6 protein-coding genes and 3 pseudogenes are annotated in these 13,297 nt (G+C 72.4%); 5 read left to right on the forward strand and 4 right to left on the reverse strand.

The window, feature by feature from the left end:
* Positions 1–304 precede the first annotated feature (304 nt).
* Positions 305–865, forward strand: coding sequence for an HD domain-containing protein (locus ACZ64A_RS14115; RefSeq protein ID WP_469810444.1), 561 nt, complete (start codon positions 305–307; stop codon positions 863–865).
* Here ACZ64A_RS14115 and ACZ64A_RS14120 read toward each other — a convergent pair.
* Positions 853–1,176, reverse strand: a pseudogene (locus ACZ64A_RS14120) (NUDIX hydrolase); the annotation flags it as partial. The gene ACZ64A_RS14115 and the pseudogene ACZ64A_RS14120 overlap by 13 nt on opposite strands.
* Between ACZ64A_RS14120 and ACZ64A_RS14125 the strand changes: the two are divergent.
* Positions 1,167–1,280, forward strand: a pseudogene (locus ACZ64A_RS14125) (DNA-binding protein); the annotation flags it as partial. The pseudogenes ACZ64A_RS14120 and ACZ64A_RS14125 sit on opposite strands and share 10 nt — an antisense overlap.
* Positions 1,280–2,352, forward strand: a pseudogene (locus ACZ64A_RS14130) (tyrosine-type recombinase/integrase). The pseudogenes ACZ64A_RS14125 and ACZ64A_RS14130, both read left to right, overlap by 1 nt.
* A 127-nt stretch (positions 2,353–2,479) precedes the next feature.
* Here the strand turns inward: ACZ64A_RS14130 and ACZ64A_RS14135 are convergent.
* From ACZ64A_RS14135 to ACZ64A_RS14145, 3 genes are all read right to left on the reverse strand, one after another.
* Entirely contained in the window at positions 2,480–4,024 is a 1,545-nt protein-coding gene (locus ACZ64A_RS14135; RefSeq protein WP_469810446.1) for an alpha/beta fold hydrolase, read from the reverse strand.
* Positions 4,025–4,154: 130 nt separating this feature from the next.
* Positions 4,155–5,699, reverse strand: coding sequence for an alpha/beta hydrolase (locus ACZ64A_RS14140; protein WP_469810447.1), 1,545 nt, complete (start codon positions 5,697–5,699; stop codon positions 4,155–4,157).
* 131 nt (positions 5,700–5,830) lie between these two features.
* Positions 5,831–8,758: a lysylphosphatidylglycerol synthase transmembrane domain-containing protein gene (locus tag ACZ64A_RS14145; RefSeq protein WP_469810448.1), complete on the reverse strand. Its 2,928-nt coding sequence runs from the start codon at positions 8,756–8,758 to the stop codon at positions 5,831–5,833.
* A 186-nt stretch (positions 8,759–8,944) separates the two neighbouring features.
* On the opposite strand from ACZ64A_RS14145, the gene ACZ64A_RS14150 reads away from it, so the two are divergent.
* Both ACZ64A_RS14150 and ACZ64A_RS14155 read left to right on the forward strand, forming a co-directional pair.
* Positions 8,945–9,349 carry an MGMT family protein gene (locus ACZ64A_RS14150; protein ID WP_469810449.1) on the forward strand — a complete coding sequence of 135 codons (405 nt, stop codon included), beginning with the start codon at positions 8,945–8,947 and terminating at the stop codon, positions 9,347–9,349.
* 258 nt (positions 9,350–9,607) lie between these two features.
* Positions 9,608–13,189 (forward strand): ATP-dependent helicase, encoded by a 3,582-nt coding sequence (locus tag ACZ64A_RS14155; protein WP_469810451.1) that lies wholly within the window; start codon positions 9,608–9,610, stop codon positions 13,187–13,189.
* Positions 13,190–13,297: the final 108 nt, after the last annotated feature.

A 13,297-nucleotide genomic window follows, 5' to 3' on the forward strand; every position in this document is an offset into this window, starting at 1 on the left:
GGTTTGTGAGCCTGCCCGTTAGTGCCCGATTTTGGGCCATGATCTTCGAGGCTCGCGCCAAATTGGCTGCCTAAAGCCGTGGAGCCGACCGCCCCAGCCACAGAGGTTTCTCCCCACGACTGCCCGCAGCCGCCGGGCGCGGCCAGCCGGGGCGAAGACAGGAGGCAGGCCGCGCCGCAGAGGCGGCGCGCGCCCGCGCCGTGCGCGGGCCTTGATGAAGTAGGGAAAGTCTTACCGCGCCATGCGCCTGGGCTGTCGGTCCCGGGCTGTCCGTGACCTGTCCGTCTCGGCTACGGTGCGAGCTATGCCCTCTGGACTGGACACGCCCCAAGGCGCGGCCGAACTGGCCGAGTCGCTTCTGCCTCCGCTCGGGAATCGCTGGTTGCACACTCAGGCCGTGGCGGCTCGTGCTCGCGAAGCAGCGCCGGCGGTGTCCAAGGGCGACCGCGATCTACTCGTCGCCGCCGCCTGGCTTCATGACATCGGCTATGCCCCCGAGTTGAAGCAGACCGGCTTCCATCCGCTCGATGGCGCTCGCCACCTGGAGAGCCTTGGGGCGCCGGCACGGCTCGTGCGCCTGGTCGCCCACCACTCCGGTGCCGTCTACGAAGCCGAGCAGCGTGGCCTCACGGAAGAGTTGGCAGTCTATGAGCGGGAGGACTCCCCCGTCCTGGACGCGCTGATTTATGCCGACATGACGACCGGTCCCGCCGGGCAGACCTTCGACTTCGACCGCCGTATTGACGAGATCTTGGAGCGGTACGAGGTGGGCAGCGAGGTGCACAACGCCATCAGCAAGGCACGTCCGTACCTCGGGGCCGCCGTGGCACGGACGCGCTCTCGCCTTGGTGATCAGCCGATGTAGGGTTCCGGCCGGTTCGCCAACCCATGGTCGATCCGCATCCGCATCGACGGGTGGATGTTCAGGCTGTCCAGCCGACCGGGGTGCACGAACGCCACTTCCTTGCTCTCGCTGCTTGTACGCAGCTGACCGCCGATGATGCGCGCACGGAAGCAGATCGAGAACTGTTGGCGGACCTCCCCGTCGTCGTATGCCATGACGTGGGCCGGGTTGGTGTAGAGCCCGATCAGGCCCGTCACCTCGACGTCGAAGCCGGTCTCTTCCTTCGTCTCGCGTACGGCGGCATCCGACGCTGACTCGCCGACAGTGGCGCCGCAAGCACACCGGTCCCCGCGGCTTCCGCGGCGGCCGGCACCTGCGCTTCGACCCGAACGACGTGCGGGCCTGGGTGGACTCCCAGCTTGGGGAGGCTGCCTGATGGCCGGGCACATCCAAGACCGCTGGTACAAGGCCGAGCCTGGAACCAACGGCAAGGTCGTCAAGGTTAAGACCGATCGCTACGGCGTCGGCCTGCGCTACCGCGCCCGCTACGTCGGCCCAGACGGCACCGAGAAGTCCAAGAGCTTCCCCGACCGCCAGAAGCGGCTCGCCGAGCAGTGGCTCTCGCAGGTCGAGGCGGACATGGCCCGCGGGCAGTACATCGACCCGCAGGCCGGGCGCCTGACCGTACGACAGCACGCCGAACGGTGGTTGGCGTCCCTCACCATGGACCCCGGTACCTTCGTGGGCACTGAGCAGCGCATCCGCCTGCACGTCTTGCCCTACTTGGGCAGCCGCACGCTGGGCTCCCTCCGGCCGACGCACATCCGCGAGTGGCTGCGGAAGCTGCACGACGGGGGAGTGGCACCGGCCTATCAGCGGGTGATCTTCGCCAACCTCTCCACCATGCTGACCGCCGCCGTGGACGACCGGCTGATACCCGAGAACCCCTGCCGGTCGTCGTCCGTACGTGCGCCGAAGCTCGACCCTCGCCGGATCATTCCCTGGCCGCGGGAGCGTGTTCTCGCGGTTCGCTCGGCGCTGCCCGAGCAGTACCGGCCCATGGTGGACCTGGCGGGTGGCTGCGGCCTGCGTCAGGGCGAGGTCCTGGGCCTGGCGCGGCCTCTGTGACGCTGCCTTGGCGTGCTGTAGATGGACCACCGGTAACGGCCTCTCTGATCTTCCACCGGGACCAGGGTCGCCCGATCAACCGCAACGGCTTCAATCGCGGGTTCTGGCGCCCAGCCCTCGAAGCAGCGGGCGTCCCTCTCGGCAGGACGACCGGAATGCACGCGCTGAGGCACTTCTACGCGTCCGTCCTCCTCGACGCAGGCGAGAGCATCAAGGCCCTGTCCGAGTATCTGGGTCACCACGATCCGGGCTTCACGCTCCGCACGTACACGCATCTGATGCCCAGCAGCGAGAAGCGAACCCGCGAGGCGGTGAACCGGGCCTTCGGCGACGGCCCGGACACCGATGACGGCCCCACGACGGCCCACACGGAGGGCTGATAGGGAAAAGCAGCAGGTCACGCGGCAGACGCCCTGACTTGCCGGTGTACTGACTCCAAGCCGTACCCCTGGTGTGAGCGGCGGGGGTCCCGGGTGCCCGCGACGGCGTCCGGGGCCCCCGCCGTCTTCATGAGCAGACCGTGCCGGCCTTCGGCAGTGTGCCGTTGAGCAGGTACGCGTTCACCGCCGCGTCCACACAGTCGCTGCCGCTGCCGTACGCCCCGTGGCCCTCGCCCTTCCAGGTGAGGAGCGTGCCGACGCCCTTGCCGAGCGCGTCGGCCATGCGGCGCGCTCCCTCGTACGGGGTGGCCGGGTCGCCCGTGTTGCCGACGACCAGGACGGGGGCCGCTCCCGTCGCGCTCACCTGCGGTGTGTCGTACTGGCCCGGGACCGGCCAGTCGTGGCACCAGCCGGCCGTGTCCCAGGCGAGGAAGGGGCCGAAGACGGGCGAGATGCGGGTGAAGGAGGCCAGGCGCTGCCTCGTCTGCTGGGGCGTCGGGCGCTGCTTCTCGTCCAGGCAGGATATGAGCCGCTGGGAGTGGGACGAGGTGCCGTAGTGGCCCGAGGCGTCGCGTTCGTTGTAGCCGTCGGCCAGCGACAGCAGTTCCGTGCCGTCGCCGCGTTCGGCCGAGCCGAGGGCGCTGGTCAGGTTCGGCCAGCTCTCCTTGCTGTACAGCGGCAGGACGATGCCGGTCACCGCGAGGGTCTGGGTCAGCTTCCGTCCGGACGCGGTGGGCAGCGGACGGGCGTCCAGCCGGTTCAGCAGGTCGGCGATCTCTCGGGTGCCCTGCTTCGGATCCCGGCCGATGGATTTCAGGTAGTCGTCCAGGGCTCGCTGGAAGCCGCGGGTCTGGTTCTCCGCGTGGCCCACCGTGTCGGCGCTCGGATCGACGACCGCGTCGAGGACCAGCCGGCCCACGTTGCGCGGGAACAGGTGCGCGTAGACGCCGCCCAGCTCGGTGCCGTAGGAGATGCCGAAGTAGTGCGTCTTCGCGTCGCCGAGGACGTGGCGCATCAGGTCCATGTCGCGTGCGGTGTCGGTGGTGGACACGTGCGCCATCAGCTCGCCGGCGGCCTGCCGGCAGCCCTTGCCGAAGGCGGTGGCGTCCGCGAGGAAGGCCCGCTCCTCGGCCGGTGTGTCCGGCGTCGCGTCGATCGTCTCGGCGGCCTCGATCTGCCGGTCCGGGCGGCAGCGCACGCCCTTGCTCGCACCCACTCCGCGCGGATCCCAGCTGACCAGGTCGTAGTGTTCGCGCAGGCGCGAGACGAGTGGCGCGTACGACGGCATGCCGGCCACGCCGGATCCGCCCGGCCCGCCGAAGTTGAACAGCAGCGAGCCGATGCGGTCGCCGCCGTCCGCCCTGGCCCGGATCAGGGCGAGGCCGATCGTCCGGCCGCCGGGACGCGACCAGTCCAGCGGTGCCTTCAGCGTGGCGCACTGCCACTCGCCGCTCGGCGCGACGGAATCGGCGGTGCCCTTGCAGCGGCCCCAGTCGAGCTTCTGCGCGGTCAGCGCAGCCGGCAATCCCGCTGCCGTGTCCGGGGCGGCGGCCGAGGGGCGCGTCGCGCTCCTCCCGGGTCCGCCGCCCTCGGACGACGAGCCCCCGTCGCAGCCGGACAGCAGCAGCGTGGCGGCGGCGGCGAGCGCCGCCCACCGGATCGGACGTGCCATGTGCCTTACCCCCCTCGTGGACCGTCCGCACCGGGCGGCGAACGGCGGTCAGGCCATCGTAGGTTGATCGGGCAGGGCCCGTTCGACCCTGTGGATAACCCTGTGACCTGGGGGTTTCGGTGGTGGCGGCTCAGGAGCAGACCGTTCCGGCCGACGGCACCCGGCCGTCCAGCAGATAGCCGTTGACCGCGGACTGCACGCATTTGTTCTTGCTGTCGTAGGCGCCGTGCCCCTGCCCCTTGTACGTCAGCTCCACTCCGACGCCCTTGCCCAGGGCCTCCACCATCTTGCGGGCGCCCTCGTACGGTGTGGCCGGGTCGCCGGTGTTGCCGACGACGAGGATCGGGGCCGCGCCGGGTGCGCTGACGTCGGGGTGGTCGGCGGCGCCGGGCACCGCCCAGTCGGTGCAGCTGACCATGCCCCAGGCCAGGAAGTCACCGAACAGCGGCGAGACGGCCCGGAAGGAGGGCAGCTTCTGCTGCACGTAGTTCGCGGTGTAGCGCGCCTTGTCGTCGGCGCAGTTGATGGAGATGTTGGCGGCGGTGATGTTGCTGTACTCGCCGTTCTCGTTGCGCCCGTTCATCGAGTCGGACAGGGCCATGAGGATCCTGCCGTTGCCGCTGTAGGCCTCCTGGAGTCCCTCGGTGAGGTACTCCCAGAAGTCCTTGGAGTACAGGGCCTGTGCGATGCCGTTGGTGGCGGCGGTCTGCGTCAGCTGGCGGGGGAAGATGCCCGGGATCGGCTTGCGGTCGAGGTCGGTCAGCAGCTTGGCGATGCGGTCCTCGACGGCCTGCGGGGTGTCCCCGAGCGGGCAGGCCTCCGTCTTGGAGGTGCAGTCCTTCGCGAAGTTGTCCAGGGCGAGCTGGAAGCCCTTGGCCTGGCCGAGCGAGCCCTGCTCGGCGTTCTGCGTCGGGTCGACGACCGCGTCGAACACGGCCCGTCCGACGCGCTGGGGGAACAGGTGGGCGTAGACACCGCCGAGCTCGGTGCCGTAGGAGATGCCGAAGTAGTACAGCTTGGCGTCACCGAGGACCTGGCGCATCAGGTCCATGTCCCGGGCCGCGTCCGTGGTGCGCACATGCGGCAGAACCCGCTTGGAGTTGTGCTCGCAGGCGGCGTTGAAGTTCTTCGTGTTGTCGAGGTACGTCGTGCGTTCGGCGGCGTCGTCGGGAGTGGCGTCCTGCTGGAAGTAGGCGTCCAGCTGTTGGTCGTTCTCGCACTTCACCGGTGCGCTGCGGCCCACCCCGCGCGGGTCGAAGCTGACCAGGTCGAAGCGGGTGCGCAGGGTGGCGTAGTCCTGGCCGAAGGCCGGCAGCGTGGTCACGCCGGAACCGCCCGGGCCGCCGAAGTTGAAGAGCAGCGAGCCGATGCGCCGGTTCTGCGGACCGCTGGTCCTGGCCCGGATCAGCGCGATGCCGATCGTGTCGCCCTTGGGCTTGGCCCAGTCGAGGGGCGCCTTCATGGTCGCGCACTGCCACTGACCGCCGTTCGGCAGCGGAGAGGGAGCGTTGCCACCGCCCTCCGCCTGCGAGGGAGCGGGACAGTCCTTCCAGCTCAGCTTCTGATCCGTCAGGTCCTCGTCCTTGGTGCCGTCACCGCAGGCGGTCAGGGCTGCCGACAGCAGCAGGGCGGTGGCGGTCAGGGCGGCGGCGCGCAGCCGGGAGGGGTTGGGCATGATCCCATCGTGCGGTCACGTGCGCCCACGCGCGCGGGGCGCGGGCCGTTGGGGGGACGAGAGGCGGCCCCCATCCCCTTGGGGGCCATGCGGGGTCCGCCGCACTGCGCCCAGGGCCGGCCCTACGAGTCCTACAGCGCTCCCTTGCGCGTGAGCTGGTTGAACGCCAGCCAGCCCGGCAGGACCGGAATCCACAGCGTGAGCAGCCGGAACAGCAGCACGGCGGGCGCCGCGACCTCCTTCGGCAGACCGACGGCGATCAGGCCCAGCGTCAGGGACGCCTCGACGGCACCCACACCGCCCGGGGTGGGCGCTGCCGAGCCGAGCGCGTTGCCGGCCAGGAAGACGACGGCGACGCTGGCGATGCTCAGCGAGGCCGAGCCGTCACCGAAGGCGCGGATGGAGGCGTCCAGGCACATCACGAAGCAGGCGGTGAGCAGCAGCATGCCGCCGATGCCGGTGACGAGCTTCTGGGGCCGCTGGAGCACGTCCAGCATGCGCGGGATGACACCCGCGAACAGCGACCGCACGCGCGTGACGATGAACTTCCGCAGGAACGGCACCGACGTCACGACGAGGACGAGGACCGCGACGGTCAGCAGACCCGCGATGACCGTGCGGGACGGCGACAGCGAGGGCGTCTTCTCGGTGCCCGTCAGATAGCCGAACGACAGCAGCATCAGGATGTGCGCGCCGAGCCCGAACAGCTGCGAGGCGCCGACGCTCGCCACCGCGAGCCCGGGCCGTACCCCTTGGCGCTGCAGGAAGCGGGTGTTCAGCGCGACACCGCCGACCGCGGCGGGCGCCACGATCTTGACGAAGGACCCGGCGACCTGTGCGGCCACCGTCCGCGGGAAGGGCACCCGCTCGGGCACGAAGCCCAGCAGGCTCATCGCCGCGGCGACGTAGCTCAGTGCGGAGAAGAGCACGGCCGCGGCGACCCAGCCCCACTGGGCGTTGGCGACGAGCGGCCCGAACTCGATGTGGGTGAGCTGGGTGAGCAGGAAGTACGCGCCGATGGCGCCGGCGATGAAGCTGATCAGCGTGCGGGGCCGCACCCGCTCCAAGCGGGCGGGCTCGACCGGCGCCTGCGGCCTGATCAACAGGACTTCGTGGCGGATCTGGCTGAGCAGATCCTCCTCGCGGGCTTCCTCGCGCGCTTCCTCCAGCGCCTCGTCGACGGCGCGTTTCTCGGCCCGCGCATGCGCCCGTACGGCCTTCTTGTCGGCCTGGTCCGGCAGGGCCGCGCCCCCTTCGTGGGCGGCTTCGGCGCGTGCCTCCTTGGCGTGTTTGGCCGCGGCCAGGACCGCGTCGCGCTCGCGCTGGGCACGCTCGCGTGCCAGCCTGCGCAGCGTCGCGCGCGTGGAGCGGGTCAGCGCGATCGGCTGCAGCATCGGCAGGCAGTCGGCCACGGTGTCGGGCCCGAGGACGCTCACCGCGGACGCCACCGCCCGCTCGGCGCCCACCCGCAGGCCGAGTGTGGTCACCAGCTGGGCGACGTCCATGCGCAGCAGCAGATCCCCGGCCGCGATCTCGCCACCGCGCAGGTCGGTCAGGATCACCCTGCCGGAACGATCCACCAGAATGGCGTCACCGGCGAGCCTGCGGTGCGCGATGCGCCGCGACTGCAGGGCGCGCACCTGGTGCCAGGCGTTGAGCAGCAGCTCGTCGGTGATCTCCTCGTCGGCCAGCGAGTCCAGCGTGCGTCCGCCGCTGTGCTCGTAGACGAGCATGACGGCGTCGGGTCCGAGCTCGGAGGTGGCGATCAGCTTGGGCGCGTTGGCGCCGGCGGCGATCGCGGCGTAGGCGAGCAGCGCCTCCTGCTCCAGGGCCTGGCGCAGCGACTGCAGGCTGCTGCGGGTGGCGAAACCGCGCAGCGTCAGATTGCGCCAGGCGCGGTAGAAGAAGCCCTGGGCCTGCTGTTCGCGGTCGACGACCGTGACGTCCAGCGGCGGGCCGTCCTCCAGCGTGACGAAGTAACGCCGGCCCCGGTCGCCGTTCTCGGCGGTCTCCGGCGTCTCCTCGCGGGCTGCGCTGACGGGGTGGAAGCCGACGGTCCGCAGGCCGGCCATCAGGGTGCGGCCGGTGGGGCGGACGTTGGGGGAGCCGACCGCGTACAGGGTGCCGTAGGCCACGGTCCAGCCGATGAGCACCGTCAGGATGATCGAGAACGGTGTCGTGTACCCCGTGACGAGCATCGAGAAGGCGTCGAGGAGCAGCACGATCCACAGCACGGCCCGCCAGCGCGGCCTGCGGGACATGCCGACGGCGGTCATGTAGGCGATGACCGGGGCGAGGTAGCCGTGGACCGGGTCGGTCAGGGCGTGGATGTCGCCGGGGGAGGGCTGGGTAAGCGCCTCCTGGATGGAGCCGGGGGCGGCCTTGGCGACCCACAGGTCGGTGGCCAGAGTGACGCCGTGTGCCAGGACGGCGGCGAGGACGCCGTCCGCGATGCGCAGCCCGTCCCGCTTGATCAGCCGCTCGATCGCGAACGCGACGGGCACCAGCAGGATCGCGATGCTGGAGGCCAGGCCGGCGATCTTGATGAGCAGGTCGGGCGCCTGCCCGGTGCCCTTGTTGATGTCCTGTTCGAGGCCGGAGGTGGTGCCGTGGGCGAACGCGGCGATGCCCAGCAGAACGATGACGGCGAGGACGCCCACCGCCAGCCGCATCAGGTCGGAGGGGCGGTGCACGCGCGCGGGGAGCAGCGGTTCGTCGCCCTCCACCTCGTCGATGTGCGTCACGTCACCAGCCTCGTCACCGCCGCGTGAGGCGTCCGGGGTGGTCGCGCCCTTCGTGTGCCGCACGGGCCGGTCGCCGTCGGCGGGCTCGTCGCCCTGGTCGGCGCTCGTGGGCTCGGCGACCTCGTCGGTGTGCGCCGGTTCCGGTCCCTCGCCCGTGGGCGCGGGCTCGCCGTCCTTGCCGGCGCTCACCGGCCTGCCGCCCTCGCCTGCGTCGGCGGGCCCGCCGCTCTGGTCGCCGCTGCCGCCGGTGCCCGGGCGCGACGCAGCGTCAGAGGTGCCCTCCGCGTCCCCGGGGTGCACGCCCTGCTGCTTCATCGCCTCTTCTTGATCTCGTATCACCGGTCACCGCCCGCACGATGGTGGCATGCCCCACCGACACACGGGGGCATCAGGGTGCAGATGCGGGGGCGCACAGTCTGCCGGAAGCACCGCCCGGGGGCGAGGGTCACCCACCGTACGGTCCCGGTCACGCTGTCGGTGGGGTGGTGCAGGATGGGACGAATGAGCGAGCAGAGCCAGCCGGACGACGCCCGTGCGCAGGACGCCGGCCGCCCCGAGGACGCCGGCGCGCTCCCGGAGTACGCCGAGCGGGTCCTCGAGGTCGCCGAGCTGATCCCGCCGGGCCGCGTCATGACGTACGGAGACGTCGCCGAGTGGCTGGAGGAGGGCGGTCCCCGCCAGGTCGGCCGGGTGATGTCCCTGTACGGCGGCGCCGTCCCCTGGTGGCGCGTCGTGCGGTCCGACGGGGCGCTGCTGCCGGGGCACGAGCTGCGGGCGCTCGCGCACTACCGCGAAGAGGGCACACCGCTGAAGCAGGCGAGCCGGGCCGCGCAGGGCCATCTGCCGCGCCTCGACATGAAACGCGCGCGGTGGGACGGCGGCGGACGCGCTGACGCTCACATCTGACAGCTTCCGCCATGCGGCGCGCCCCTGTGTGACATGTGACCCGTATGGGTGAACAAGGGCACGAGCGTGGCATGACGTACGTTCGAGGGATGAGGGACACGCGTGGCATGAGCGTCGGACGGGAAGAAGCGGAAGTCCTGCTTCCGCCCGACGGTCCGGCGTAGCGTCGCCTGCGCGCGTCCCCCTCGGCCCGCGGCCTCCACCACGCGCACGCGGGTGGCCGCACCTCCAGCACACCCACCAGGACCGGCGAACCACGTGAGCTCCTCTTCCTCCATCAGGCGCCTGCCGCACCCCCAGGTGCGCCAGGGGAGCCGTGGCGCCTATCGACTCCTGCGTACCCCGCCCCAGCGCCCGGACCCCCCTCGTCTGGACGCCGCCCAGCGCGCCGTGGTTGACCACGAGACCGGCCCGCTGCTCGTCCTCGCAGGTCCCGGCACCGGAAAGACCACCACCCTCGTCGAGTCCGTGGCCGCCCGGGTCGCCCGCGGCGGTGACCCCGCGCGCGTGCTCGTGCTGACGTTCAGCCGCAAGGCCGCCGTCGAGCTGCGCGACCGCATGGCGCTGCGCATGGGAGCGGCCCGCGCCCCCCAGGCGACCACCTTCCACTCCTTCTGCTACGCCCTTGTCCGCGCCCACCAGGACAGCGAGCTGTTCGCCGAGCCGCTGCGGCTGCTGTCCGGCCCCGAGCAGGACGTCACCGTCCGCGAGCTGCTCGCCGGCGAGATCGACCTGGAGAAGCTCGGTCTCGCGCATGTGCGCTGGCCGGACGAACTGCGCGCCTGCCTGACCACGCGCGGCTTCGCCGACGAGGTCCGCGCCGTCCTCGCCCGCAGCCGGGAGCTCGGACTCGGGCCCGATGCCCTGGACGCCTTCGCCCGCCGCATCGGGCGCCCCGACTGGCGGGCGGCTGCCGCGTTCCTCGCCGAGTACCTGGACGTGCTCGACCTGCAGGGCGTCCTCGACTACGCCGAACTGGTCCACCGCGCGGTGCTCCTCGCCCGCCGCCCGGAGGTCGCCCGCGAGCTGGCCACCCGGTACGACGCCGTGTACGTCGACGAGTACCAGGACACCGACCCCGCGCAGGTACGGCTGCTGCGCGCGCTCGCCGGAGGCGGCCGCGACCTCGTGGCCTTCGGCGACCCGGACCAGTCGATCTACGCCTTCCGGGGCGCCGATGTGAACGGCATCCTCGACTTCCCGCACACCTTCCCGCGCGCGGACGGCCGCCCCGCCCCCGTCGCGGTGCTGCGCACCTCCCGGCGCTCCGGAGCGGCCCTGCTCGCCGCCACCCGGCTGATCACCCAGCGGATGCCGCTCACCCGGCTGCCCGCCGAGAAGGTGCGGGCCCACCGCGAGCTGACGCCGGTGCACGACGGCGGTCGCGTCGAGGTGTACACGTATCCGACGTCCGGCACGGAACTGGACAACATCGCCGACATCCTGCGTCGCGCCCATCTGGAGGACGGCGTTCCGTGGCGTGACATGGCCGTCCTGGTGCGTGCGGGTGCGCGGACCATCCCGGCGGTCCGCCGCGCCCTCACCGCCGCCGGCGTCCCGCTGGACATCGACGGCGACGACCTGCCCCTGCGGCACGAACCGGCCGTGGCGCCGCTGCTGGCGGCCCTGCGGGCGGTGGCCACGGCCGAGGCCGGGGCAGGGACCGACGGCGCGGACATGCCCGGTGACACGGCGGTGGCCGGGGCAGGGACGGACGGCGCGGACGGCGCGGACGCCGTGGACATCGCCGATGACGGGGCGGAGGGCGCGGTCACGGCTGACGTGACCAAGAGCGTCGCGGAGGGCGCGGTCACGGCTGACCCGACGGAGAGCGTCGCAGGGGCTGTTGTCCCGGCTGACGCGGCGGACGGCGTCGCGGAAACCACGGAAGCCCCGGCGCCAGGCGGCGACGACGAGAGCGGTGCCGGCCCCGAAGAGGCAGGTACCGCATCCCGCCCCGCCCCCTGCTGGCTCGACACCGAGACCGCTCTCACCCTGCTCGCCTCGCCGCTCGCCGGTATGGACGCCGCCGACCTGCGCCGCCTCGGGCGCGCGCTGCGCGAGGAGGAGCGCGCCGCAGGCAATCCGCTGCCGCCGCCCTCCGACGAGCTGCTCGCCCGCGCCCTCGCCGAGCCCGAACGCCTCGCCGTGCACGACCCGACGTACGCGCGGGGCGCCCAGCGCCTCGGCGCGCTGCTGCGCAAGGCCCGCGAGCGGCTCGCCGGAGGGGGCACCGCCGAGGAGGCGCTGTGGGACCTGTGGGAGGGCACGCCCTGGCCCGGACGTCTGGAGCGGGCCGCCCGGCGCGGCGGCGCGGCCGGCCGCAACGCCGACCGCGACCTGGACGCGGTGTGCGCGCTGTTCGCGACCGCCGCACGCGCGGAGGAGCGCACCGGCGGCCGGGGCGCGCTGAACTTCCTCGAGCAGATCGACGCGGAGGACATCGCCGCCGATACCCTCACCCGGCGCGCGGTGCGCACGGACGCCGTCCGCCTGATGACCGCGCACCGCTCCAAGGGACTGGAGTGGCGCCTGGTGGTCGTCGCGGGCGTCCAGGAGGGACTGTGGCCGGACCTGCGACGGCGCGGCTCCCTGCTGGAGGCCGACCGCATCGGCCGTGACGGTCTCGCCCAGCCCCTCACCCCGGCCGCGCTGCTCGCCGAGGAGCGCCGCCTGTTCTACGTCGCCGCCACACGCGCGCGTGAACGCCTTGTCGTCACCGCGGTGAAGGCCCCCGCCGACGACGGCGACCAGCCCTCTCGTTTCCTCACCGAGCTCGGCGTCGAGCCCAAGGACGTCACCGGCCGGCCGCGCCGCCCCCTGTCGGTCGCCGCCCTGGTCGCCGAATTGCGGGCCATCACGGTCGACCCGCGGGTCTCGGACGCTCTGCGTCAGGCCGCCGCGCAGCGCCTGGCCCGCCTCGCCGCGCTCGCCGACGAGGACGGCCGCCCCCTGGTGCCGTCTGCCCACCCCTATCGCTGGTGGGGCATGTGGGACCCGACCGAGTCCAAGGTGCCGCTGCGCGACCGTGACCAGCCCGTCGTGCTGTCCGGCAGCGCGCTGGACCAGCTCGCCAACACGTGCGCCCTGCAGTGGTTCCTGGGCCGCGAGGTCAAGGCCGACGCCCCGGCGACCGCCGCCCAGGGCTTCGGCAACGTCGTCCACGTCCTCGCCGACGAGGTCGCCTCCGGGCACACCCCGGCCGACCTCGCCGTGCTGATGGAACGCCTGGAGACGGTGTGGAACGCGCTCGCCTTCGACGCGCCGTGGAAGTCGCAGCAGGAGAAGGACAACGCGCGCGTGGCGCTGGAGCGTTTCCTGCAGTGGCACGTCATGGACCGCGCCGGCCGCACCCCGGTCGCCAGCGAGCACGACTTCGACGTCACCCTGGAGGCGGGCGAGTACGCGGTGCGCGTCCGCGGTCAGATGGACCGCGTCGAGGCCGACGGGAACGGCCGGGCCTACGTCGTCGACTTCAAGACCGGCAAGCAGGCCCCGAGCTCGGCCGACGTCGCCCGCCACCCGCAGCTCGCCGTCTACCAGCTCGCCGTCCGCGAGGGCGCCGTCGACGAGGTCTTCGACGGGGTGCGCCCCGAGCCGGGCGGCGCGGAGCTGGTCCAGCTGCGGCAGGGGGCCGCGAAACGGGACGGCGGTGAGGCGCTGCCGAAGGTGCAGGCGCAGCAGCCGCTGGAGGGGGAGTGGGTCGGTGAGCTGCTGGCGACCGCGGCCGGCAAGGTGCTCGACGAACGGTTCGCGCCGAGCGCCGGCCAGCACTGCACCCACTGCGCGTTCCGTGCCTCGTGCAGCGCCCGCCCCGAGGGCCGCCACGTCGTGGAGTGAGTCGCGTGACGTACGGACAAGGCGCGTGACGTAGCGCACCTCCCGTGCTGACCTGCGCTTCTTCTGTCACGGAAGGTGCGCTGGGCCCCCGCTGTCAGTGCCCGCCGC

The organism is Streptomyces sp. NPDC104814, assembly GCF_055583185.1.